At 66.7% G+C, this 23,067-nt stretch carries 27 protein-coding genes; 7 read left to right on the top strand and 20 right to left on the bottom strand.

Annotated features, from left to right (window positions below):
* Window position 1 precedes the first annotated feature (1 nt).
* The 10 genes from ACQY4V_RS01345 to ruvC form a co-directional block, all read right to left on the bottom strand.
* Window positions 2-364 carry a hypothetical protein gene (locus tag ACQY4V_RS01345; RefSeq protein WP_428515155.1) on the bottom strand — a complete coding sequence of 121 codons (363 nt, stop codon included), beginning with the start codon at window positions 362-364 and terminating at the stop codon, window positions 2-4.
* Window positions 361-1,530 carry an energy transducer TonB gene (locus ACQY4V_RS01340; protein WP_428515154.1) on the bottom strand — a complete coding sequence of 390 codons (1,170 nt, stop codon included), beginning with the start codon at window positions 1,528-1,530 and terminating at the stop codon, window positions 361-363. Before ACQY4V_RS01340 ends, ACQY4V_RS01345 begins: the two co-directional genes overlap by 4 nt.
* Window position 1,531: 1 nt before the next feature.
* Entirely contained in the window at window positions 1,532-2,005 is a 474-nt protein-coding gene (gene tolR, locus ACQY4V_RS01335; protein WP_057791869.1) for a protein TolR, read from the bottom strand.
* A gap of 1 nt (window position 2,006) precedes the next feature.
* Entirely contained in the window at window positions 2,007-2,702 is a 696-nt protein-coding gene (gene tolQ / locus ACQY4V_RS01330; protein WP_057791871.1) for a protein TolQ, read from the bottom strand.
* Between the two features lie 115 nt (window positions 2,703-2,817).
* Window positions 2,818-3,207: a tol-pal system-associated acyl-CoA thioesterase gene (ybgC, locus tag ACQY4V_RS01325; RefSeq protein WP_428515153.1), complete on the bottom strand. Its 390-nt coding sequence runs from the start codon at window positions 3,205-3,207 to the stop codon at window positions 2,818-2,820.
* 117 nt (window positions 3,208-3,324) lie between these two features.
* The gene (thpR, locus tag ACQY4V_RS01320) at window positions 3,325-3,861 is read right to left on the bottom strand and encodes an RNA 2',3'-cyclic phosphodiesterase (protein WP_428515152.1); all 537 of its coding nucleotides are present in this window, start codon (window positions 3,859-3,861) and stop codon (window positions 3,325-3,327) included.
* Between the two features lie 3 nt (window positions 3,862-3,864).
* A complete protein-coding gene (locus tag ACQY4V_RS01315) occupies window positions 3,865-4,500 on the bottom strand; it encodes a hypothetical protein (RefSeq protein ID WP_428515151.1) in 636 nt (211 codons plus the stop codon).
* Between the two features lie 95 nt (window positions 4,501-4,595).
* Window positions 4,596-5,624 (bottom strand): Holliday junction branch migration DNA helicase RuvB, encoded by a 1,029-nt coding sequence (gene ruvB / locus ACQY4V_RS01310; protein ID WP_428515150.1) that lies wholly within the window; start codon window positions 5,622-5,624, stop codon window positions 4,596-4,598.
* A gap of 58 nt (window positions 5,625-5,682) precedes the next feature.
* Window positions 5,683-6,351 carry a Holliday junction branch migration protein RuvA gene (ruvA, locus tag ACQY4V_RS01305; protein WP_428515149.1) on the bottom strand — a complete coding sequence of 223 codons (669 nt, stop codon included), beginning with the start codon at window positions 6,349-6,351 and terminating at the stop codon, window positions 5,683-5,685.
* Entirely contained in the window at window positions 6,348-6,842 is a 495-nt protein-coding gene (ruvC, locus tag ACQY4V_RS01300; protein WP_428517324.1) for a crossover junction endodeoxyribonuclease RuvC, read from the bottom strand. Before ruvC ends, ruvA begins: the two co-directional genes overlap by 4 nt.
* Before the next feature lie 305 nt (window positions 6,843-7,147).
* On the opposite strand from ruvC, the gene ACQY4V_RS01295 reads away from it, so the two are divergent.
* Window positions 7,148-7,339 carry a DUF1127 domain-containing protein gene (locus ACQY4V_RS01295; protein ID WP_428515148.1) on the top strand — a complete coding sequence of 64 codons (192 nt, stop codon included), beginning with the start codon at window positions 7,148-7,150 and terminating at the stop codon, window positions 7,337-7,339.
* 134 nt (window positions 7,340-7,473) lie between these two features.
* Here ACQY4V_RS01295 and ACQY4V_RS01290 read toward each other — a convergent pair whose 3' ends face one another.
* The 3 genes from ACQY4V_RS01290 to ACQY4V_RS01280 all read right to left on the bottom strand — a co-directional run bounded on the left by ACQY4V_RS01290 (window position 7,474) and on the right by ACQY4V_RS01280 (window position 10,067).
* Window positions 7,474-7,827, bottom strand: a complete 354-nt coding sequence (locus ACQY4V_RS01290; RefSeq protein ID WP_428515147.1) for a hypothetical protein — start codon at window positions 7,825-7,827, stop codon at window positions 7,474-7,476.
* A gap of 109 nt (window positions 7,828-7,936) precedes the next feature.
* On the bottom strand, window positions 7,937-8,812 hold the full coding sequence (locus tag ACQY4V_RS01285; RefSeq protein ID WP_428515146.1) for a 50S ribosomal protein L11 methyltransferase: 876 nt from the start codon (window positions 8,810-8,812) through the stop codon (window positions 7,937-7,939).
* Window positions 8,813-8,834: 22 nt separating this feature from the next.
* On the bottom strand, window positions 8,835-10,067 hold the full coding sequence (locus ACQY4V_RS01280) for an MFS transporter (protein WP_428515145.1): 1,233 nt from the start codon (window positions 10,065-10,067) through the stop codon (window positions 8,835-8,837).
* Between the two features lie 142 nt (window positions 10,068-10,209).
* Between ACQY4V_RS01280 and ACQY4V_RS01275 the strand changes: the two genes are divergently transcribed.
* Window positions 10,210-11,274 carry a YeeE/YedE family protein gene (locus ACQY4V_RS01275; protein WP_428515144.1) on the top strand — a complete coding sequence of 355 codons (1,065 nt, stop codon included), beginning with the start codon at window positions 10,210-10,212 and terminating at the stop codon, window positions 11,272-11,274.
* A 79-nt stretch (window positions 11,275-11,353) separates the two neighbouring features.
* On the opposite strand, the gene ACQY4V_RS01270 is transcribed toward ACQY4V_RS01275, so the two are convergent.
* Window positions 11,354-13,555 (bottom strand): primosomal protein N', encoded by a 2,202-nt coding sequence (locus tag ACQY4V_RS01270; protein WP_428515143.1) that lies wholly within the window; start codon window positions 13,553-13,555, stop codon window positions 11,354-11,356.
* Between the two features lie 122 nt (window positions 13,556-13,677).
* Here ACQY4V_RS01270 and fsa point away from each other — a divergent pair, with 122 nt between their 5' ends.
* A complete protein-coding gene (gene fsa / locus ACQY4V_RS01265; RefSeq protein ID WP_428515142.1) occupies window positions 13,678-14,331 on the top strand; it encodes a fructose-6-phosphate aldolase in 654 nt (217 codons plus the stop codon).
* Window positions 14,332-14,455: 124 nt separating this feature from the next.
* Window positions 14,456-14,950: a GNAT family N-acetyltransferase gene (locus ACQY4V_RS01260; protein WP_428515141.1), complete on the top strand. Its 495-nt coding sequence runs from the start codon at window positions 14,456-14,458 to the stop codon at window positions 14,948-14,950.
* 132 nt (window positions 14,951-15,082) lie between these two features.
* On the opposite strand, the gene ACQY4V_RS01255 is transcribed toward ACQY4V_RS01260, so the two are convergent.
* Window positions 15,083-16,774: a hypothetical protein gene (locus tag ACQY4V_RS01255; RefSeq protein ID WP_428515140.1), complete on the bottom strand. Its 1,692-nt coding sequence runs from the start codon at window positions 16,772-16,774 to the stop codon at window positions 15,083-15,085.
* Between the two features lie 320 nt (window positions 16,775-17,094).
* Between ACQY4V_RS01255 and ACQY4V_RS01250 the strand changes: the two genes are divergently transcribed.
* The 3 genes from ACQY4V_RS01250 (at window position 17,095) to ACQY4V_RS01240 (ending at window position 19,521) form a co-directional block, all read left to right on the top strand.
* Window positions 17,095-17,802 carry a DUF484 family protein gene (locus ACQY4V_RS01250; protein WP_428515139.1) on the top strand — a complete coding sequence of 236 codons (708 nt, stop codon included), beginning with the start codon at window positions 17,095-17,097 and terminating at the stop codon, window positions 17,800-17,802.
* Window positions 17,799-18,731 (top strand): tyrosine recombinase XerC, encoded by a 933-nt coding sequence (locus tag ACQY4V_RS01245; protein WP_428515138.1) that lies wholly within the window; start codon window positions 17,799-17,801, stop codon window positions 18,729-18,731. The genes ACQY4V_RS01250 and ACQY4V_RS01245 overlap by 4 nt, the downstream gene beginning before the upstream one ends.
* Before the next feature lie 94 nt (window positions 18,732-18,825).
* Window positions 18,826-19,521: a CDP-alcohol phosphatidyltransferase family protein gene (locus ACQY4V_RS01240; protein ID WP_057792263.1), complete on the top strand. Its 696-nt coding sequence runs from the start codon at window positions 18,826-18,828 to the stop codon at window positions 19,519-19,521.
* On the opposite strand, the gene ACQY4V_RS01235 is transcribed toward ACQY4V_RS01240, so the two are convergent.
* The 5 genes from ACQY4V_RS01235 to ACQY4V_RS01215 are packed head-to-tail and all read right to left on the bottom strand — an operon-like array spanning window position 19,518 to window position 23,040.
* Window positions 19,518-20,006, bottom strand: coding sequence for a methylated-DNA--[protein]-cysteine S-methyltransferase (locus ACQY4V_RS01235; protein WP_428515137.1), 489 nt, complete (start codon window positions 20,004-20,006; stop codon window positions 19,518-19,520). The genes ACQY4V_RS01240 and ACQY4V_RS01235 overlap by 4 nt on opposite strands.
* A 24-nt stretch (window positions 20,007-20,030) precedes the next feature.
* Window positions 20,031-20,969, bottom strand: a complete 939-nt coding sequence (locus ACQY4V_RS01230; RefSeq protein WP_428515136.1) for an OmpA family protein — start codon at window positions 20,967-20,969, stop codon at window positions 20,031-20,033.
* Between the two features lie 33 nt (window positions 20,970-21,002).
* On the bottom strand, window positions 21,003-21,575 hold the full coding sequence (locus ACQY4V_RS01225; protein WP_428515135.1) for a peroxidase-related enzyme: 573 nt from the start codon (window positions 21,573-21,575) through the stop codon (window positions 21,003-21,005).
* Complete coding sequence (locus ACQY4V_RS01220) at window positions 21,572-22,321, bottom strand: GNAT family N-acetyltransferase (RefSeq protein ID WP_428515134.1); 750 nt, start codon at window positions 22,319-22,321, stop codon at window positions 21,572-21,574. Before ACQY4V_RS01220 ends, ACQY4V_RS01225 begins: the two co-directional genes overlap by 4 nt.
* Window positions 22,318-23,040, bottom strand: a complete 723-nt coding sequence (locus tag ACQY4V_RS01215) for a competence/damage-inducible protein A (protein WP_428515133.1) — start codon at window positions 23,038-23,040, stop codon at window positions 22,318-22,320. The genes ACQY4V_RS01220 and ACQY4V_RS01215 overlap by 4 nt, the downstream gene beginning before the upstream one ends.
* Between the last annotated feature and the right edge of the window lie 27 nt (window positions 23,041-23,067).

The raw sequence follows: 23,067 nt of genomic DNA, 5'->3' as shown, positions 1-23,067 counted from the left end.
GTCACTGCTCCCCTTCGACCGCGGGGCCGAATGTCATCTCGATGTTGCGCCACGCGTCATATTGATCCGCTGGCAGGTCAAATCCCATCCGACTGCACCTCAGGATGGCACGCCGGGCCGCCGTGAAAGAGTCCATGTCGGCCATTTCACGGGGAATTGAGCGCAGGCTGTCGTCCTTCATCGTGCCGTCCCGGTTCATCCCGAACGCTACGGTGACAACCGCGCTGCCCTCGGGCGGGTTCCAGCAGCGCTCCACGTCGGTGCGAAACCCGTCGATCCAGTCCGACGTCTCGGTCCCGAGCGCCGCAACCGGGACCATGAGCGCCGCGAGCACCGGCACGGAGAGGACAGCGGGCCGTCTCATCTGATCCGCATGCTCTCTGGGTTGAAGGTCATCTCTATTTCGCGCCACGAGGCATATTTTTCGACCGGCAGGTTGTATCCGCTCGCGCCGCAGCGGATGATCGCCCGCCTTGCGGCCTCGAACGCCTGCTGCGCCGAGGAATTGCTGCCGCCCTCGCTGCCGATCATGCGGATCGAGTTGGTGATCGGGCGGCCATCCTCCGACATCGACACCGCCACCGTCACCGTGGTGGCCAGCGCGTCAGAACTCAGCGAGCCGACGTTCCAGCATTCCTGCACCGCTACGCGCAGACCGTCCTTCTCTCCGGCGGTCAGCGGCGGCCCCTGCGGCGTGCCTTGCGGCTCGGGGTCACTACCCAGCGCCTCGGCCAGCGCGTCGTTCACCGCCGAGCTGTCGGGGCTGGTGGCCTCTTGCGTCTCGGGTTCCGCCGCCGGTTCCGGGTCGGATTGCTGCGCGGGTTCGTCGCGCGGTTCGGGGTCGGGATCGGGCTGGGCCGCCGGGGTCACCTGCTCGGGCCGCGTGCGCGGGCGCACCGAGCGTGTCGGCGCGGCGGACGCCACCTCCTCGGCTTCGGTCACGATCTCGGTCGTGGCCTCCTGCCGCGCGGTTTCCTCCTGCTCCGGCTCAGGCTCCTCGGCCTGCTCGGCGCGTTCGGGGGCCTGCTGGTCGACATCCGCGATCTCGACATCCGGTTCCGGCTGCTCCACCGCCTCCGGCGCGACGCGCGGCGCGGGCCGGGGCTGCGGGCGCTCCGATTGCTGCGGCGCCAGCACGGCGGTATCCTCCTGCGGCGGCGTCGGCTCCTGCGGGGCGTCGGCGATTTCCGCCTCGGGCACCGGCACCGGCTCGGGCTCGACGGCCTCGGGCACCGGGTCCGGCTCGGCCGTCTCGGTCACTTCGGGCTGGTCCTGCTCGGGCGCGGCGTCGGCCTCGCTCGACAGCTCCGGCGCCTGGCCTTCCTCGGGCGGCTCGGGCGTGTCGACATTGGCCACCGCGTCGGGCGACGGTTCGGCGACCATCGCCGCGTATTCCTCTTCCGAGATGGCCGTCACCTCGGTAATCTCGAACGGCAAGGGCTCGGACTTGAACGCCCCGCCGAAAATGGCAACGACGATCAGGCCCGTATGAGCCACACCGGAAATGATCTGCCCGGTGTCCAGCCGCATCTCAGCCGCCCTGCTCGTCAAGCGTCGGCCCGCCGGTATCGGTCACCAGCCCGATATTGGCGAACCCGCCGCGATTGAGCGCGCCCATCACCTGCATCACGTCCGAGTAGGGCACCGCCCCGTCCGCCCGCAGGAAGACCCGCGTGCTGTCGCGCTCCGTGGCGATGGCGCGCAGCCGGTTCACCAACTCGCCGCGCTGCACCTCGGTGGTCTGGATCATCACCACGCCCTCGGCGGTCAGCGTCACGGTCAGCGGCTCCTCCTCCTCGCCCGGCAGGGCGTTGGCCGCGGTTTCCGGCAGCTGCACCGGCACGCCCACGGTCATCAGGGGAGCGGCCACCATGAAGATGATCAGCAGCACCAGCATCACGTCCACGAAGGGTGTGACGTTGATTTCCGCCATCGGGCGGCTGCGCCCGCGGCCCCTGCGCCTGCGGCCCGTGTCACCTGATTTTTGGACGACGCCGGCTCCCATGTCAGGAATCCAGCTGCCGGCTCAGGATGGTCGCGAACTCGTCCGCGAAGGCCTCATAGCTCGCCACGATCCGGTCCGCATCCGCGCTCAGCTTGTTGTAGAACACCACCGCCGGGATGGCCGCCAGCAGGCCCAGGCCCGTGGCCAGAAGCGCCTCGGCGATCCCCGGCGCCACGACGGCCAGGTTGGTGTTCTGCTGCTCGGCAATCTCGATGAAGGCGTTCATGATGCCCCAGACCGTGCCGAAGAGGCCCACGAAGGGCGACACCGACCCGATCGAGGCCAGAATGGTCAGCCCGCTCTGCAGCTTCTCGCTTTCCTTCACGATCGCCACGTCCATGCTGCGGTCGATCCGCGCCGTGGCGCCCGCGATCAGCGCCCCGTCGGTGCGGTGCGACCTGCGCCACTCGCTCATCCCCGCGGCAAAGACCCGCTCGGACTGCCCCGCCGGATCGGGCCCGATCTCGTCGAAAAGCTCGTCCAGCGGCTCGCCCGACCAGAAGCGGCGGTCGAACGCCTCGGCCTCGGCGCGGGCCTTGCGATAGGTGATCGTCTTCTGGATGATGATCGACCACGCCCAGAAGGACGCCACGATCAGCATCAGCATCACCAGTTTCACGATCAGCGTTGCGCGTGCGAATAGCGCCCACAGCGAGAAATCCATCTCCTGTGCCATTGCCAGGGTTTCTGCTTCCATCTGCCTGCTCTTTGCTTTGCCGGGCCTTGTTGACTGGCCGTATTGAGCGCGAAACTAGACGATTTCCAAGGGGAAAGCCAACATCAACCGTATCCGCGCGTTCAATTGCGGGTGATCAGTGCAGCATCAGGCGGATATTCGCCGGTAGACGCGCCGGATGGCCGGTGTCGTTGATGCAGACGATGGTCACCTGTGCCGAAAAGACCAGTTCCTCGCCGCGCAGAACCTTCTGCTCCATGACCAGCCGCGCGCCGGTGACCGTGACGACGCTCGTGCGCACCTCCAGCTCGTCATCGAATTTCGCCGGGTGGTGATAGTCGGCCTCGACCCGGCGCACGGCAAAGACCACGCCATCGTCGCGCCGCATCGCGTTCTGGTCGATCCCCAGCCCCCGCACCCAGTCGCTGCGCGCGCGTTCTATGTACCTGAGGTAATTGGCATAATAGACGATCCCGGCCATGTCGGTATCTTCGTAATAGACGCGGATCGGAAAGGAATGGGGCATGCCAGCTTTCTACGGCGCGCGGGTGGCGACGGCAATCCCAAAGAGGGGCTCCGCCCCACGGCGAACCTGCGGTTCACCGTTCCCCGGGATATTTTCGGCCAGAGGAAGAGGGGGCCGCTAGAGCGGATAGTCGGCCAGCACGTCATAGAACGACCCCTCGGGCATCAGGGTCGAGGCATAAAGGCAAAACCGCTCCACCGGGAACGGCCCCGCGCAAAATCCGCCGTATTCCGACAGGAACGCCGTCAGACGGCCCATGTCCACCGGCCGCGAGCGGCCAAACCGCGCCAGCGTCACATGCGGGCGAAACCGTTCGCGCGGCAGGTCGATCCCCGAAATCCTAGCCGCGCCGCGCACCTTGTCGTGCAATCGCCGCAGCGGCTCCACCTTCGCCACATCGGCCCAGACCAGCGCCGGGCGCCGCCCGCCTTTCACCTCGACACCCGTGAATTCCAACTCCAAAGCCGGCACGCGGATCTCGCCCAGCGCCGCATCCAGTTCCGCCAGCACGTCCTCCGGCTGGTCGTCGAGGAAGGCCAGCGTCAGGTGCAGGTTCTCCTCGTCCACCAGCCGCCCCTGCCGCAGCGCCCCCTGCAGCGGCAAGAGCGCCTCGATGGCCGCCTCCTCCAGCGGGACACCGACAAAAACGCGCAACCGCTACAACTGCCCCAGCCGCGCACTCAGGCGCAGCGCGTGGCTGGCGTCTTGCGCCACGGCGGGCATGACCGGATCATACCCCGCCCGGATCACCGCGCCGATATCGGGCCGAAGGATCACCTGCCCCTCGCCTGCCTGCGCCAGCACCGAACGGTCGGTAAAGGCCGTATCGGACCACAGCAGGATCGTCTGCGCCACCTGCGCCAGCGCCAGCGTGTCGGCGGGCACCTTCGACAACTGTTCATCCATCCGCAGGAAAACGAAGCTGGCCTTGATCGCGCCGGCCTCGTCAAAGCGGAAGATCCGGTACTGGTTGGCGTCCGCCGCCTTCAGCCGCGCCACCAAGGGGCCAAGGTCGGGGATCATCCGGTCCATGTCCGGCACCTCCAGCAGTTCATCCCATTCGCGGAAGAAAAAGAACATCAGGTTCACGCCCAGCTCCGGGTCCGTCTCGGCCATCTGGTGGCCCGCCATCATCACCACGGCCTCGACCGCGCCCTTGACGATCTCCAGCGTCTTGTCATCTGTCCCGAACACCACCGGCACGATGGGCCGCCCCCAGCGGGCAAAGAGGTAAGAGCCATCGGCGCGGGTGAAGAGCGCCTCGACGCCTTCGGGAGAGATCAGATCAGCCATGCCGTCTCCCTACCAAAGCCGCCGCCCCATGCAAGCCAAAGCCCCCTTCCTCTGGCGACAAATATCCTCGCCGAAGGCACGAAACTCTTCTGGCGCTACTTGCCGAACAGATCACCCGCCCCCGCCGCCCTGGGTGCCGCCATCCCCAGATGCGCCCAGGCGCGTTGGGCCAGCATCCGCCCCCGCGGCGTGCGCTGGATCAGCCCCTGCTGCAGCAGGAACGGCTCGATCACCTCTTCCAGCGCGTCTCGGCTCTCGCTCAGCGCCGCGCTCAGCGTCTCGATGCCCACCGGCCCACCCTGGTAGGCCTCGGCAATCAGCCGCAAATACCGCCGGTCGGCCCCGTCAAGGCCCAAACCATCCACGCCCAGCCGGGTCAGCGCGCTGTCCGCCAGGCCTTGCGTGATCCGCCCGTCGCCCTCGACCACGGCAAAATCCACCACCCGCCGCAAAAGCCGCCCGGCAACCCGGGGCGTCCCCCGCGCCCGCCGCGCAATCTCCCGCGCGCCCTGCGCCTCGGCGGGCACGCCCAGCTTCTGCGCATTGCGCGTCACGATCTCGTGCAGCTCGTCCTCGGTATAAAATTGCAGCCGCGTCGGGATCCCGAACCGGTCGCGCAGCGGCGTCGTCAACAGCCCCAGCCGCGTCGTGGCCCCCACCAGCGTGAAGGGCTGCAACTCGATCCGCACCGTCCGCGCCGCCGGCCCCTCGCCGATCACCAGGTCCAGCTCGAAATCCTCCATCGCGGGGTAGAGCACCTCTTCCACCGCCGGGTTCAGACGGTGGATCTCGTCGATGAAGAGAACGTCATTGGCCTCGAGGTTGGTCAGGATCGCCGCCAGGTCGCCCGCCTTGGCCAGCACCGGGCCGGAGGTCATGCGAAACCCCACGCCCAGCTCGCGCGCCATGATCTGCGCCAGCGTCGTCTTGCCCAGGCCGGGGGGGCCGTGAAACAGCGTGTGATCCATCGCCTCGCCCCGCTGCCGGGCCGACTGGATGAACACCTTCAGGTTGGCCCGCGCCTCGGCCTGCCCGATGAAATCCGCCAGCGCCTGCGGCCTGAGCGCGCGGTCCACATCCTCGGGCAGCGCCTCGGGGCGCAAGGTCGGGTCAGGCTCGGTCATGCGTCAATCGTCCCACGTCCACGCGGCAGGCCGCAAGGCCCGATCAATGCCACCTCCCTCATCCCTTCGGCGCCAGCAGCTTCAGCGCGGCGCGAATAAGGTCCGCCGTCGCCGCGTCGGGCATCTCGCCTGCCGCCTGCGCCACCGCGCCCGCCGCCTCGCCGGGGCCGTAGCCGAGGTTGGTCAGCGCCGACAGCGCCTCGGCCTGTGCCGCGCCACTCGGGGCCTGCGGGGGCGGCGCCTTGGCCGCCGGCGTCTCGATCACCTCGTCGTCGGCGGGCCCCTCCGGCGCGGGCACCGGCGCGCTCGCGCCCATCGCCATCACCTCCGACGCCTTGTCCTTCAGCTCGATCACCACGCGCTGCGCCGTCTTGGGGCCGATCCCCTTGGCCGCCTTCACCGCGTTCACGTCGCCCAGCGCAATCGCGCGCCCCACGCCATCCGGCCCCAGCGTGCCCAGGATCGCCAGCGACGCCTTCGCCCCGATCCCCTGCACGCTCATCAGCAGGCGGTGCCATTCCTTCTCGACCAGCGAGGTGAAGCCATAAAGCTGCAACAAGTCCTCGCGCACCAGCAGGTCGGTATAAAGCGCAACATGCTCGCCCGCCCCCGGCAGCGCCGCCAGCGTCCGGTCTGAGCAATAAACCAGGTAGCCAACCCCCTTCACGTCGATCAGCACGTGATCGGCGGCGCGATAGTCGATGCGTCCCGCGATCCGCCCGATCATGCGCGCACCTTCTCTTTCAGCGCCCGCGCGGCCCCGTGATGCGCGTGGCAGATGGCAATCGCCAGCGCGTCGGCGGCATCCGCCCCGGCCAGCTCGACCCCCGGCAGTTGCACCTTCACCATATGCGCCACCTGCTCCTTGCCGGCATGGCCCACGCCCACCACCGTCTTCTTCACCGTGTTGGGGGCATATTCGCCCACATCCAGCCCGAACTGCGCCGGCACCAGCAGGGCAATGCCCCGCGCCTGGCCCAGCTTCAGCGTGCCGGCCCCGTCCTTGTTGACGAAGGTCTGCTCCACCGCCGCCGCGCCGGGCGCGTATTTTCCAACGATATCCGTAAGTTGGCCGTGCAACGACAACAGCCGCTCGGCCAGCGTGCCCCCGTTCCCGTGGCAAACCCCGTTCGCCACATGGCTCAGGCGGCTGCCCTCCATGTCGATCACGCCCCACCCGAGGTTGCGTAGGCCCGGATCGATCCCGATGACCCGCATCTGCACTGCCCGCCCTTGCTTGTTTTCCAAGCCACTAGCACGAAAGGGGAACATACGCCAAGCCCTTCCACGCCCCCGGGCGATCGGGCCAGTCCTGCGCGGTATGCATGTCACAGCCTTTCCGGGATCATGCGCACAATATGTGACCATCAAAAATACAGCATTAACATGACGTTAAAGTAAATTCACCCATGCAGCGCCTGCATAGTGACTATGCGGAAAATGCGTGTTGTCCAAATCAGCGCAACCCCCTACCTGCAGCTTCAGAAGAACAAACGTACCGACTTATACGAAGGACCATGACAATGGCTGCAATCGACAACACCCGCAGCGTGCACCACGGCGCCCATTTCGGCTCCATCTTCGCGCGCATTCTCGCCACCGTTTCCGCCTGGAACGACGCCCGTATCACCCGCAACGCGCTCAGCCGCCTGAGCGACCGCGAACTGGACGATATCGGCCTGTCGCGCGGCGACATCGAACGCGCGATCCGCTAATTGCGGATCCCGCCCGCCCGGCGTCCTCTCCCTGCGCCGGACAGCAAAAAGCCCTGCACGCGGACCAACGTGCAGGGCTTTTCGTATTGAGAGAGGCGTCTTTGGAGGGCTGAGAGGCCAGACGTCGTTGATCGTTACTTCACGAAGGGGCGCAGGTATTGCGCGATGGTTGCGGAAACCGGATCTTTCTGCATCACGAAGGCACCGGCCTGTTCCACCACCGTGCCGGACTTCAGCGCATCGACCCGCTGGTCATAGATCGTGCCGCCGAGATGCGCGAGGATCATCGCCTTGAACAGGAACACGCCCAGAACCAAGAACGCCAGACCGCGAACCGAAAACCCCTGCGCCCGGCGCTTGGGGCGGAAAACGATCAGGCCGTCGCGGGTCACCTTGGCCGAATAGCCGTTGGCAAGGCGGGCGCGGTTACGATCGATTTTCTTCAGTCGGGCATCGAAGCCCTGGTAGGTGTTGGTGGCGTTGGTCATGGCGGCGTCCTAACTGTATCTCATCCCCCGGCCCATAATGATGAAACTAGGTTTGAAATGTGGCAAAAGTGGGGCACCTGCCTTAATATGACTGTTTTTCCAAGCCTTTTCAGACACTTTTACGGGTCATTATCGTCGTCCACTCACCAATCTGGTCCCGCGACACGACACTGTTTCCAGCCTCGGTATAGACCGCCGCGACCTCGTCGGCCTGCTCGTTTAAAATACCGGACAGAATCACCCTGCCCCCCGGCTTCAGCGCCGCGGTGATTCCCGGCGCCAGCGCGATCAGGGGGGCTTTGAGGATATTCGCGAAGACCAGGTCGAACGGCGCGGCCCCGGCGATTCCCGGATGGTCCAGCCCTTCGGCCTCCAGGCAGGTCACGCGGCCCACCAGGTTGTTGGCCGCCACGTTGACCTCGGCCACCTCGACCGCCACCGCGTCGATGTCGCTGGCCAGGATCGTCGCCTCGGGCCAGACCCGCGCCGCCGCCATCGCCAGCACCGCCGTGCCGCATCCCAGGTCCAGCACGCTGTCCTGCGCGCCCGCGTCTGCGTTCAGCCGGTCCAGCGCCTTCAGGCAGCCCAGCGTCGTGCCGTGATGCCCGGTCCCGAACGCCATCGACGCCTCGATCAAGAGCGGCAGCGCATCGTCGGGCACCTTGTCGGCGTCATGGCTGCCATAGACGAAGAACCGCCCCGCCACCACCGGCGTCAGTTCCCGCTTCACCTTGGCGACCCAGTCCGTCTCGGGCAGTTCCGACACGGTGAAATCTTTTGCCCCGTGCAGCGACGCCAGCAAGGCCAGACCCGCCGCATCCGGCGCCGCCTCGAAATAGCCGCCCACTTCCCACAGGCCCGAGCCGTCCTCCATCTCGAACACGCCCACGCCCGTAGGCTCGGGTGTCAGCCGTTCCAGCGCCTCGCCCAAGGCTTCCGCCTCGGATTTGCCGGGCAGGGTCGTCAGCGCGGTGAATGTGGGCATGGAGCCTCCCTTGGCGATAGGATCACTCCGCCGGGGCGGGCGCCCGGGCGGTCAGGATCGTCTCATACCCCGGTTCGGGGTGACGGGGAATAAGCATCGCAAGGATAAATGACACGCCCGCCATCGCGGCGGCCATCACGAATACCGCCACCGGCGACACCAGCCAAAGATAGCCCAGCGCGGCGGGCAGGAACACGGCGGCGATATGGTTGATGGTGAACGCCACGGCGGCGGTGGGCGCGATGTCGCCCGGGTCGGCGATCTTCTGGAAATAGGTCTTCAGCGCCAGCGCCAGGGCAAAAAGCATATGGTCGATCACGTATAGCGTCGCCGCCAGCACGACGCCCCAGCTGAAAAAGTACAGGCCCCCGTACAGCAGGAAGACAACCGCCAGCCCGGCATACTCGAACAGAAGCGTCGCCCGCTCGCCGAACACATGCACCGCGCGGCCCATCAGTGGCGCGAAGACCATGTTGGCCACCAGGTTGATCAGGTAAAGCGCCGTGACCTCGTGCACCTCGAAGCCGAACTTCTCGACCATCATGAAACCGGCGAAGACGATGAAGATCTGCCGCCGTGCGCCCGCCATGAATTGCAGCGCGTAATAGAGCCAATAGCGCCGGCGCAGCACCATCCTCTTGATTTGCGGATTGGGCGCCTCGAATTGCGGGAACGCGAAGATACAGTACAGCGCGATCAGCACCGTCGCCCCGCCCGCGATCATATAGACGGTGTTGTAGCTGAGATCGAGCGTCTCCCACGTCATCACGATCAGGACGTAAGCCACCAGCGTCGTGCCCGACCCCGCGGCCAGCAGCCAGCCCAGCATCTGCGGCGCGCGTTCCTTCTTCAGCCATTGCAGCTGCAACGACTGGTTCACCGTCTCGAAATAGTGAAACCCGATCGAGCTCAGCATCGTGATCGTCAGGATACCACCCAGCGACGGGAACCAGGCCGTGATCGCCGTGGCCACGCCCAGCAGGATCAGCGACACCAGCGCCAGCGTCTGCTCGCGCATGAAGATGATGATGGCGATCACCCCGATGGCCAGAAACCCGGGAATTTCCCGCACCGTGTGCAGCCAGCCGATGTCAGAGCCGTCGAACCCCGCCGCCTCGATGACGAAGTTGTTCAGGAGCGCCGACCACGTCGCAAAGGCCAACGGCATCGCCGCGGCCATCAGGAAAAGCAGCGCCACCGGCCGCTTCCAGATCGGCAGCTCCCGCGCCAGTTCAAGGGGGTATGTCCTCGCCATGAAATTGCTTTACGCCCATCTTCCGGCTTTGACCATTCCCTCCCCCGCAAGGCGGCTGTGCAAAAATACGCGGCCTGATCTGGATCAAGGCCGCCCGCCCAGGCCGGTGGCATGACCTGATGTGCAAGGAAAGGCACGGGCCATGGACGTTCTCGCCCTCGTGGAATGGATCGACGAAGCCCCGGCAGCGGCGCTCCTGGGCCTTCTGACCGGCGTGATCTTCGGCGTCGCGGCGCAGCGCTCGCGCTTCTGCCTGCGCGCGGCGGCGGTGGAATTCGCCCGTGGCCGCATGGGCGACCGCATCGCGGTCTGGTTCCTGACCTTTTCCACGGCCGTGGTCTGGGTGCAGGGCGCGCAGCTCCTGGGCCTTTTCCGCGCGTCCGATGCCCGCATGATGGCCATCCCCGGCAGCTGGTCCGGCGCGGTGATCGGTGGCCTTGTCTTCGGCGCGGGCATGGTACTGGCGCGCGGCTGTCCGGGCCGTTTGCTGGTGCTCGCGGCCACCGGCAACCTGCGCGCCATCACCGCCGGTCTGGTCTTTGCCGTCGCGGCGCAAATGAGCCTGTCGGGTATGCTCTCGGGCCTGCGCACCCGACTGGCCGCGCTCTGGATCACGTCGGGCGGCCACAACATGGACCTGCTCAGCACGCTCGGCCTGCCCTCCTACGGGGGCCTGCTGATCGGCCTCGGCTTTGCCGCACTCGCCCTCGTCGTCTCGCGCCGCAACCGCATCGGCACCGCCCGCCTACTCTTCGCCTCCGGGGTGGGCTTCGCCGTGGCGGTGGGCTGGGTATCGACCTTCGCGCTCGCCTCGGTCAGCTTCGAGCCCGTCGCGGTGACAAGCGCCACGTTCAGCGGCCCCTCGGCCAATACGCTGATGTTCTTGCTGGTCCCGGACCCGGTCCTGAACTTCGACATCGGCCTCGTGCCGGGCGTCTTTCTCGGCAGCTTCCTTGCCTCGTCCTATGCCCGCGAATTCCGCTTTCAGGGGTTCGAGGATGCCGCCAACATGCGCCGGATGATGACCGGCGCGGTGATGATGGGCTTCGGCGCGATGCTGGCCGGGGGCTGCTCCATCGGCAATGGAGTGACCGGGGCGTCGATCTTCGCAGGCACCGCGTGGCTCGCGCTCTTCTCGATGTGGATCGGCGCGATGGTGACGGATGTCCTGGTCGATCAACGGGGCGTGGGCGCGCATCCTGCGTAGGGTGGGTGAAAACCCACGCGGATCACGCGAGGTCCGCGTCCCCGTCCCGGACCCGATCCGGGACCTCCTCCCAGCCGCCTCACATGAAACTCTGCGGATCGATATCCACCGCCAGCCGGAACTGGCTCGAGCCCTTCACCGGCGCGATCCACTGCGCCAGCGCGCCTTGCAAGGCCACGCCCTTCGGCGCCTTCACCAACAGCCGCACCCGGTGCCGCCCCCGCACGCGCGCAATCGGCGCCGGAGCCGGCCCGAACACCTGCGCCCCCACGGCCCGGATCGGCCCATCGTTGCGAGCCAGCGCATTGCCGATATCGAACGCCTCCTGCATGTCGGTCGAGGACAGGATGATCCCCGCCATTCGCCCGAAGGGCGGCACGCCCGCATGTTGCCGCTCGCCGGCCTCGGCGCGCCAAAAGCCTTCCTCGTCCCCGGTCAGAATAGCCCGGATCACCGGATGCTCCGGCTGGAACGTCTGCAACAGCGCCACCCCGGCCTTCTCGGCCCGCCCCGCGCGGCCCGCCACCTGCCGCATCAACTGGAACGTCCGCTCGGCGGCGCGCAGATCCGACCCCTGCAAGCCCAGATCGGCATCGATCACGCCGACCAATGTGAGATTGGGGAAGTTATGCCCCTTCGCCACCAGCTGCGTGCCAACGATGATATCGGCGCCGCCAGCCGCAATCTCCTCGATCTGCGCCTTCAGCGCCCGGGCCGAGCCGAACATGTCCGACGACAGCGTCGCCACCCGCGCCTCGGGGAAATGCGCCACCGCCTCTTCCGCCATCCGCTCAACGCCGGGGCCTACGGCGGCCAGCTTTCCCTCAACGTCGCAGGCCGGGCATTTCTCCGGCATCGGCTTGGTCTCGCCGCACTGGTGACAGACCAGCCGTTTCAGGAACCGATGCTCCACCATCCGCGCGTCGCAATGATCGCACCCCACCTGGTGCCCGCAGGCCCGGCAGATCGTCACCGGCGCATAGCCCCGCCGATTGAGGAACAACAGCGACTGTTCGCCCTTCGCCAGCCGCGCCTCGACCGCCGCCCGTAGGGTGGGTGAAACCCACGCGTTGCTCGCCAAACGCTCGTCGCGCATGTCGACGGCGCGCAGGTCCGGCATCACCGCCGGTCCGAACCGCGCCGTCAAATCCAGCCGCCGGTACTTGCCAGCCTCCGCGTTGGCCCAGGTTTCAAGGCTCGGCGTGGCCGAGGCCAGCACCACCTGCGCCGCACAGAGGCTGCCGCGCAGCACCGCCATGTCCCGCGCATTGTAGAGCACCCCGTCCTCCTGCTTGTAGGAGGTGTCGTGCTCCTCATCCACGACGATCAGGCCCAGGTCCCGGAACGGCAGGAACAGCGCCGACCGCGCGCCCACCACCAGCTGGCACTGCCCCTGTCCCACCATCTTCCAGATGCGCCGCCGCTCGGTCATGGTGACGCCCGAATGCCACTCCGCGGGCTTCACCCCGAACCGCGCTTGCACCCGCGTCAGGAACTCGGACGTCAGCGCGATCTCCGGCAACAGCACCAGCGCCTGCCGCCCCTGCGCGATGCATTCCGCCACGGCCTCCAGGTAGACTTCCGTCTTGCCTGATCCCGTGACACCGCGCAGCAGGGTGGTGCCGAACACCCCCTCCCGCAGCCCGGCCCGCAGCGCCTCGGCCGCCACCGCCTGATCCTCGGTCAGTTCAGCGCCCGGCCTTCCCGGATCGAGCCTCGGGAAGGGCGCATCCCGCGGCGTGTCCTCTTCGCGCACCACCCCCTGCTTCACCAAGCCCTTCACGACCGAGGACGTCACCCCGGCCATGTCGCTCACTTCCTTCAGGGTGAACCCCAGCCCGCCATATTCCTCCAGCACGGCGATCACCTTGCGCCGCGCCTCGGTGTCACGGTCGGGCCGCCCCTCGCCCAGCCTATAGATCTTCTGCATCGACGGCGGGTCGCCAAGCCCCGGCGCGCGCGTTGCCAGCCGCAGCATCGCGGGCAGTGGCGTCAGCGTGTAATCGGCGGCCTTCGCGATGAACGCCTGCAACTCCTCGCGCATCGGCGCCGCGTCCAGCACCCGGATGACCGACCGAATCTTCGACAGGTCATAATCCCCGGCCCCCGCGCCCCAGACCACGCCCAGCACCTTGCGCGGTCCCAGCGGCACCTCGACGAACGCCCCCAGGTGACAGCCGCCGTCCGGCGCCTTGTAATCCAGCACCCGGCCCAGCGGCTGCGTCGTCAGAACGCCCACCAGCTGGCCGGTCTCGAAAAAACTTGCACCGGAATACGTCAAGAACGGCGACCTTCGTCACGAGGTCCCGGGTCAGGCCCGGGACGGGGGGTTTCGGGCGCATACCTTATGAGGTAAAGCATCCGACAGGAAACCCCAACGCGGCCAAGAGAGGGCCTTTCGAGATGAAATTCTTCGTAGACACCGCCGACGTCGACGCCATCAAGGAACTGAACGACCTTGGCATGGTCGACGGCGTCACCACCAATCCCTCGCTGATCCTCAAGTCGGGCCGCGACATCCTCGAAGTGACCAAGGAAATCTGCGGCATCGTCGAAGGCCCCGTGTCCGCCGAGGTCGTCGCCCTCGAGGCCGACCAGATGATCGAGGAAGGCCGCAAGCTCGCCAAGATCGCCGACAACATTACGGTCAAGGTCCCGCTCACCTGGGACGGGCTGAAGGCGTGCAGGGTCCTCGCCGGCGAAGGCAACATGGTCAATGTCACCCTCTGCTTTTCGGCCAACCAGGCCCTGCTGGCGGCCAAGGCCGGGGCCACGTTCATCTCGCCCTTCATCGGGCGTCTGGATGACATCAACCTCGACGGCATGGACCTCATTGGCGACATCCGCACGATCTATGACAATTACGGGTACGAGACCCAGATTCTCGCCGCCTCGATTCGCACGGTGAACCACGCCACCCAATCGGCCCTCGTAGGCGCTGACGTCATGACCGCGCCCCCGGACGTGATCAAGAAAATGGCGTCGCACCCGCTGACCGACAAGGGCCTGGACGCCTTCCTGGCGGACTGGGAAAAGACCGGCCAGAAGATTCTGTAATCCGCGGCCCGCAAGGGCCAGACCCGTTTCCGACGATTTCAAAGGTCGCGCGTTACGGCGCGCGGCCTTTCACGTGGCGATGGCGCGCACGCCGCGCGCGTTCACAGGATAATATCACCTTAAAATGGACACCAAAGGCACCAGGTTGAACGGCGAGATCACATTCGCCCGTTTGCCTGAAATAGAGCCAACCGAAATCGAGAGGCACATGTCCGACCCACGGATGGCGGAGCATATGCCCCTCCTGACAACCGCATGGAATGCCGCAACCGTGGCGCGCTTCGTGGCAGCTAAGGAAGCGTGCTGGGCCCGTGACGGGCTCGGCCACTGGGCGATCCTGCACAACGACCGCTATGTCGGCTGGGGCGGTTTTCAGAAAGAAGGCGACGAGTGGGATTTCGGACTGGTCTTGAAGCCGGACGCCTTCGGCCTCGGTCGGCGAGTAACACAGCAGGCCCTCGCCTTCGCCCGCGCCGATGCGCGCATCCCCTTCGTGACTTTTCTGCTGCCTCCGTCTCGAAAGAAACTGGCAGGGCTCGACCGACTGGGGGCCGTGCCCGTCGGCCAGGTCGACTACGACGGCGCAAGGTTTCTCAAGTTTCGCCTTGAGACCGAATGATCGCGGCCTGCTGGGATCAGACGCCGCGATACGAAAAAAATCAGACCAAATCCAAGAACGAGCGCGCGACAGGCAACACCATCGTCGATTTGCGCGGCATCGCCATGGACCGGCGCGAGTCGCGGGGCCGCGTCAGTTCCGCTGCATCTGCTGCCCGGTCTGGTTATACGCCTGCATCGGGTTGAAATTGGCGTTGTTGGTCAAGATGATCGCCCCGTTCTGCAATTCCCACGCGTAATTGTAGTTCTGGTTCAGCAACACGGTCCCGCCCGAGGGCGTCTGCCATGGCTGGACTTCCCAGATGCCGTTGATCGACTTGGCGTGGCCCGCATCCTTCATGCCTTCGCGCCGTTTCCAGCTTTCGAACATCATGTCCCCGATCGAGGTATCGGCCCCGGCCACACCGCCACCCCCGGCCGGGCGCGGCTGGCGCAATCTGGTGACCCACCACTGCCGTTCCAGCTGCTTCCACTGCGGATTGACCCGCAGGTTGTTCAGGATGGCGGCAAAGCCCGGATGCCCTTCGTCCAGTTCGCCCACGGGGGTGAACACCCCCATCACAAGCGCCGTCCGCCCGTCGCGAAAGATCGCGCCATCGTAGTTCGCCTCGGCATGTTTGGTGATCACCACGAAATAGGCGTCGTTCTCGCGCTGCTGGGTCTGGACATGCGCCCGGATGACGACCCCGTCCACCCACGCTTTTGCTGTCGCCGGCCAGCTGGCGCGCCACTGCTGTTCGATCAGCTCGACCAGAGGCTTCAGTTGCGGTGGACGTTCCACATTCTGAATGTTGACCTGCATGAGGGTCGAGAACGCCGGGAAATAAGCGCGCGCCGTCATCTCGGCATCGGTCAGGTCCTGGCCCATGCACATGTAACTGACCGGACCATAGGACGCCACGCCCCAGCTGAGCGGGTTCATGAACGCAAGGCCGTACGCCTGGTCCTGCGTGCCCGCCCCCCACATCAGCGCGGCGCCCGTGAAACAGCCCCCCTGGCCATCCGAGTGGCTCCATTGCACACCGCCCTGCGCGTCCCAGCCGGCGGGCACAAGCGTCTCGTAGGCCAATATCGCCTGCCCTGTCGGCCCGTTGCTGTCGAGGATCTGAACGCGCCGCATTTCCAGCCCCTCTTCGGGCAGGGCCGCCGCCCCGGTGGTTTCCGCGCCGGCGCCGGTCGTGGTCTGGTCCGCAGGGCCCGGTTGTGAGCCGACAGCCGCATCCGAGAACGCGGTGAAGCGGGCCTGCACATCGCCTTCGGCCGCGATGCCGACGCTGCCATGGCCAAAGAGGTCTCCGCCGACCGACCCAAGCGAGGTGCCATTGAGCAGATAGGTGATCTCGTCCCCGTTTTCCTCGACGGTCAGCCGGTTCGCCGTGCCCTGCTGGAATGCGCTGCTGGAAAGCTCGACAAGGGGCCGGACCCCGTCATTGTCGCGCCGGAATACCCGCACCATGCCCTGCGCGTCGAGCGTTATCATGTGGTAGCGGTCCCCCTGATCGTTGAGACCATAGAGTACCCCGGCAGAGCCTGCGCTGTCCGGATGAACCTCAAGTACCAGGTCCACCCGCCGGCGTCCTTCGGTGCCGGGTTCGGGCCCCACGTAGAAATACGTGATGGACTGAGGATTGCCGATATTCGTGATTTCAAATCCGTTGCCGCTGTTGGTGTACCTCCAAGTGTCGTCTTGCCCCGTAGCCGGCAAAAACTCTGCAATTCGCCCCAGCCCCGCGCCCCCGGATTGCGCGGCCACCGGGCCGGCCTGGACCAGGCAGACGACGATAAAAGACAAGACAACGGCAAGACCCAGATGAAATACGCGCATGGCACGTCCTTTCGAAATGAAGACGATTAAAATCAATTGTCGGGATGTTATGAGAGAATCGGATTTGCACAAAGGGAATTGGCCGCGCCCTGACAGAACGGGGGACCGCCCCGTTTGCCTCGGCGGGGCGCCGGTTAAAAATCGCCCCGCCCCGGCGCGCGAAGGGTCTGGACGGGGTGTGCGCTGGCGTGCCGGCAAGCGCAACGCCTGGCACGCCCCCGGGGCACGCTCCGCGCAAAAAACCGGTCCTCCCGGAGAAATCTGTTGCGGCATCGCCCCCGCATATCTGATAAGCTTTTAAAAAATAATCAGAGGCAGAAATGAGCAGCAAGCCCGAGATCAACGACCAGATGCGCGACAAGATCATCGCGCAACCCGATGTTATCCTTGAAGACCAGGACCTTATGCGCGCCCTAATCGCCGCGAACGAACGCGCGATGGGCAACAATATCGTCGATTTGCGCGGCATCGCCATGGACCGGCTCGAGGCCCGGCTGGAACGGCTGGAAGACACCCACCGCTCCGTCATCGCCGCCGCGTATGAAAACCTCGCCGGCACCAACCAGGTGCACCGCGCCATCCTGCGGATGCTCGACCCGGTCGAGTTCGAGGACTTTCTCAAGGATCTCGGAGGCGACGTCGCCACCATCCTGCGTGTCGATTGCGTGAAACTGGTGCTGGAATCCGTCCAGAACGACGACGACCCCGCCGTCAAGCGCCTGGGCGATGTCCTCTCCGTGGCTGAACCGGGTTTCATCGAACGGTATCTCGGCGCCGGTCACCCCGGCCCCGTGCGCCAGGTCACCCTGCGCCAGGTCCACGAGGGTGACGCCCGAATCTATGGCCGCGAGGCCGAGTTCATGCGCTCCGAGGCGTGCTTGCTCCTCGATTTCGGCGAAAGCCGCCTGCCCGGCCTGCTGGTCATGGGGTCCGAGGACCCGCACCAGTTCAGCCCGCAGCAGGGCACCGACCTTCTGGCCTTCTTCGCCGGCATCTTCGAACGGGCGATGCGCCGCTGGCTGTCATGATCTCCGCCGCGGCCCGCGACGCGCTTCAGGCCTGGCTCGATCATCACAAGTCCCTGCGCGGCGCGTCCCCCCATACGCTCGACGCCTACGGGCGTGACGTGGCGGGCTTCCTGGCCTTCATGACCGAGCACAAGGGCGCGTCCCAGGGCCTCGGCGCGCTGGCCAAGCTCAGCGTGTCGGACATGCGGTCGTGGATGGCCTTCACCCGCGGCCGCGACGTGGGCGCCCGCAGCCTCGCGCGCAAGCTCTCGGCGGTCAAAAGCTTCTTTGGCTGGCTGGCCGAGCGCGAAGGCGTCGACCCGGCGGCGGTCCTCGCCGCCCGTGCGCCCAAGTTCCAGCGCAAGCTGCCCCGCCCGCTGACGCCCGATGCCGCCCGCGCGGTCATCGAAACCACCCAGGCCCAGCATCCCACCGGCTGGATCGCCGCCCGCGACCAGGCGGTGATCACGCTCCTCTACGGCTGCGGGCTTCGGATATCCGAGGCGCTCGGCCTCACCGGCCGCGTCCTGCCCGTGGGCGACAGCCTGCGCATCGTCGGCAAGGGCGGCAAGGAACGCATCGTGCCGGTCATCGCCCCCGCCCGCACCGCGCTGGCCCGCTATCTCGACCTCTGCCCCTTTTCCACCCAGCCCGACACGCCGCTTTTCCGTGGCGCCCGTGGCGGCGCGCTCTCGCCCCGCGCGGTGCAGAAACTCATGGCCAGCGTCCGCATGCAGCTTGGCCTGCCCGCCACCGCCACGCCCCATGCCATGCGCCACAGCTTCGCCACGCACCTGCTGAACGCCGGCGGCGACCTGCGCGCGATCCAGGAATTGCTGGGCCACGCCTCCCTGTCGACCACCCAGGCCTACACGGCGGTAGACACCGCCCGCCTCATGGATGTCTACAACCAGAGCCATCCCAAGGCCCGCGCCCCCGGCAAGGCCTGATCCTGTCGGCCCAAAGCCACAGCGCCCCTCGCCCAAGGCCGCCCGCGCCGATTTGCAATTGCATCCCCTGCCTCATTCCCCCATCACGGGTGCCATGAGCCTGCGTATGAAAGCCCTCCTCGTGCATCTGCTGACCGCCACGGGTGCTGTCTTTGCCATGCTGGCGATGCTGGCGGCCATCCAGGAGAAATGGTCGCTGATGTTCCTGTGGCTGGTGGTGGCCTTCGCGGTGGACGGCATCGACGGCCCGCTGGCGCGCAAATACGACGTCAAGAACAATTTTCCACTGTTTGACGGCGTGCTGCTCGACCTGATCATCGACTACCTCACCTACGTCTTCATCCCGGCCTTCGCGCTCTTTGAATTCGGCCTGCTGCCGGGCTGGACCGGCTGGGTCGCGATCATCATCATCACCTTCGCCTCGGCGCTCTATTTCGCCGACACGCGGATGAAGACCAAGGACAACTCGTTTTCCGGCTTTCCCGGCTGCTGGAACATGCTGGCGCTCGTGCTCTTCGCGATCGAGCCCAATTTCTGGGTCTCGCTGACCATCGTGACGCTGCTGGCGGTGTCGATGTTCCTGCCGCTGAAATTCATCCACCCGGTGCGCACCGAACGCTGGCGCTGGATTTCCCTGCCGATGATCGTCGCGTGGACCTTTTTCGCCGGCTGGGCCGCCTGGGTCGATTTCCACCCCGAAAGCTGGGCCCACTGGGGCCTCGTGGTGACCTCGGTCTACCTCACTCTCGCGGGCATCGCACAACAGCTGATCCCCGAGCGCAACGCCTAGAGCAACAGCCCCGCCGCCCCCTCGCGGCGCAACAGCCAGACCTTGGTCTCGATCCCGCCCGCGCCGGAATAACCGCCCAGCCCAGCGGCGCCCAAAACCCTGTGGCACGGGATGATCACCGGGATCGAATTGCCCCCGCACGCCCCGCCCACCGCCTGAGCGGGCACGCCCAGCGCCTTCGCGATATCGCCATATTCCCGCGTCTCACCCCACGGAATCGCCAGCATCGCGGCGCAGAGATCGCGCTGAAAGTCCGATCCTTCGGGCGCCAGCGGCAGATCGAACGCCTGCAACCGGCCCTCGAAATACGCCGCCAGCTGCGCGCAGGCCTCCTGCAGTTCGGGCCGCGCCTCCGCCGCCCCGGCCTGCCCCCAGCCGACGCCAATGATTGATGCGCCGTCGCTCGTCACCCGCAGCGGTCCCACCGGGCTCTCCATCCCGGCCTCGTAAACCGCTCCCGGCTTTTTCTTGCCAAAAATACTCAAATCCCGCCCTCTCGGCTCCGCGCCTCACTCGGTGTTGAGCAGCACCGCCTCCACCCGCCGGTTCGCCTCGCGCCCCTCTTCCGTCAGGTTAGAGGCGATGGGCGCGAGATATCCCATCCCCTCAGCCGCAAGCTGCCTGCGCGGGATGTCATACTCCGACACCAGCCGCTCCAGCACCGCCGCCGCGCGGCGCCGCGACAGCGCGGTGTTGTTCTCCAGCGTGCCCACCGTGTCGGTATGCCCCACCAGCGCCACGCGCCGCTCAGGGTCCTCGCGCAGGAATGCCGCCAGCGCCTGCAGAGACGGGTGCGGCCCCGGCCCCAGCGATACCGTCCCGGTCTCGAAATCCAGATCTGATAGAACCGCGTGCCCGACCTGCGTCAGCCGCTCCGCCAGCGGTCCAGTCTCCGCCTCGGGCATCCCGCCGGTGGTAACCGTCTCCTCCGGCGGCGTCGCCTCCTCCGCGGTCAGGCTCCCGGTCGCCGTCTCCGACTGCGCCAGCCGGATCACCTGGATATAGCCGCTGCCCGACACCTGGCTGACCAGCACGGTCACGTAGTCCATGACGCCTCCCGCCCCTTCCTTGCGCGCAGACAGGAAGCGATAGTCGCGCAGGTCCACGAACATGTCCGGCGCGGGCAATATGCGGGTGTTGAACCTGAAATCGAACCCGCCGCATTCGCGCGCCGCGCAGTCCAGCATGATCGAATACCCGGCATCGACGACCTGTCGCCGCAAGGGGCGCTGCAATTGCAGGCTGGTCAGCCCCGGCGCATCCAGCCGCCACGCCTGCTGCAAAAAGAACCCCTCGGCGTCGATCGCCGGGATCTGCCCGTCCGAATAGACGTCCGTCGGCACGAGATAGGCTTCGGCGGCCCGGCGCACCTCGCCGGTCAGCGTGGCCCCCGCGGGCAGGCTCAGCTCCAGCGCCCCGGCATCCGCCGCGGCCCCGAGACCCAACATCAGACCGACCGAGGTTGCACGCCGCCCCACCGATCAGCGGGCCTGGCCGTGATATTCGGGGTTGGGCTTCATGCCCGTGGCACTGGCCATCCGGTTCGACATGCTGAAGAACCCCACCACGGCGGCGATGTCCCAGATATCGCGCTCGGAAAAGCCCGCATCGCGCAGCGCCTGCCGGTCCGCCTCGACCGTCTCGGCGCTGGCCTTTGTGATCTTCTCGGCAAATTCCAGCATCGCCGTCTGTCGCGCGTCGAGGCTTGCCGCCCGCCAGTTCATCACCATCGCCTCGCCCAGGGCCGGATCGCCCGACAGCGCCCGAACGGCGGCGCCATGCGCCACCTGGCAATACCAGCAGCGGTTGATGGAACTCACGACAACCGCGATCATCTCGCGCTCCAGCTTGCTCAGCCCGCTCTCGCCCAGCATCAGCTCGTTATACATGGCCGTAAAGGCGTTCAGCTTCTCGATATCGAACGCATAGGCCCGCAGCACGTTCGGGATCATGCCCAGCTTGACCTGGCAGACGTCGAAATACTTCTGCGTATCTGCGGGCAGCGGGTCCGCCATCGGCAGGTTCAGGGCGGTGGGCAGATCGTCGTGGCTCATGCGGTGCGGCCATCCTTCTTGATGCGATAATGATACTGTCCCACAAGCGTCATCCCGAGGGAAGAGTAGAGCGCATTGGCCGCGTCGTTGGCGATGGTGCACAGCACGCTCAGATGCGTGGCCCCCTGCGCCGCGGCCCAATGCGCCGCGTGATGCGTCAGGTGCCGCCCCTGCCCGCCGCGCCGCTCGCCCTTGCGCACTTCCAGCGCGTGGATCATCGCCACCCCGTCCGAGATCGCGACGAACCCCGTGGCCGCGGGCCGGTTCGCCGTCCGCCCGAAAAGCGACGTCTTCGGCCCCTCGACCCGGCGCATCACGTCCACCCGCGCCGGGCCGATGCCACCCTCGTTCCAGATATCCAGCTGGATCGCCATCGGCTCCCACAGATCGAAGGTCGTCACCGGCGGCGGGTCCTCGCCCGTCAGCGTATCGACCGGGCAGACATACATGTTCACCGGGTCGATCACGTCATACCCGGCGGCCCGCAACATCGCGTCCAGCGACTCGTCGCCATGCCGGATCATGAACAACAGGTCCTGCCCCATCTCGCGCATCTTCGCCTCGGCCTCGGGCAGCGCGTCGCGGCTGACCGGCGTGCCCGGCTCGCGCAGCGTCGTCGCCGACACCCGTTTGCCCCCGCCCCCGCCGTCGCGCAGCGTCCACGGTCCCGCCTCATGCATCGCGGCGGCGGGCCACGTGGCCTCGGTCACCGCGTAAAGCCTCTTGGCATCCGGCAGGCCGTTCATGCCGGAAACGCCTCTTGCAGGTCCTGCATCGCGCGTGTCACCTCCGCCTCGTCCTGTCCCCGGATCACCACGTTCACGCCGAAGCGCCCGTTCACGATAAACGGATACGACCCGAAGGACAGCGTGTCATACCGCTCCGCCAACGCGCCCAGCGGCCCCGCGATGTCGCCCTCGCCGCGCTCCACGCGCAAGGTCTGCGACACCACCGGCTGTCCACCCGTCAGCGTCGGCAACAGCCCTTCCACCATCGCCTCGAAGATCTTGGGCACGCCGGCCATCACATGTACGTTCTCCAAGGTGAACCCCGGCGCCCCGCTCACCGGGTTGTCGATCAGCGTGGCACCCTCCGGCACCCGCGCCATGCGCAGCCGCGCCTCGTTGATTTCCAAGCCCTGCTTGTCGTAATGCGCCTCCAGTATCTCACGCGCATCGTCCCGCACCCCGATCGGCAGGCCAAAGGCCGCCGCCACGTTCTCGGCGGTGATATCGTCATGGGTGGGCCCGATCCCGCCCGAGGTGAACAGGTGATCATACGCCCCCGCCAGCGCCTTCACCGCGTCCTGGATGGCACGCGGATCATCCGCCACCACGCGCACCTCCAACAGGTCGATCCCGTGCTCGGTCAGCCGCCCAGCCAGGTGGTGCATGTTGGCATCGCGCGTACGGCCAGACAGGATCTCGTCACCGATCACCAGCATCGCGGCGGTTGGGTTGGGCATGGCGGCTCTCCTTGCGGCAGGTCTGGC

The sequence above is a fragment of the Roseovarius sp. genome (assembly GCF_965277045.1).
Classification (GTDB): Bacteria; Pseudomonadota; Alphaproteobacteria; order Rhodobacterales; family Rhodobacteraceae; genus Roseovarius.
Note: the sequence above shows the minus strand (reverse complement) of the source record. Positions and strands in the feature narration are given on the sequence as shown.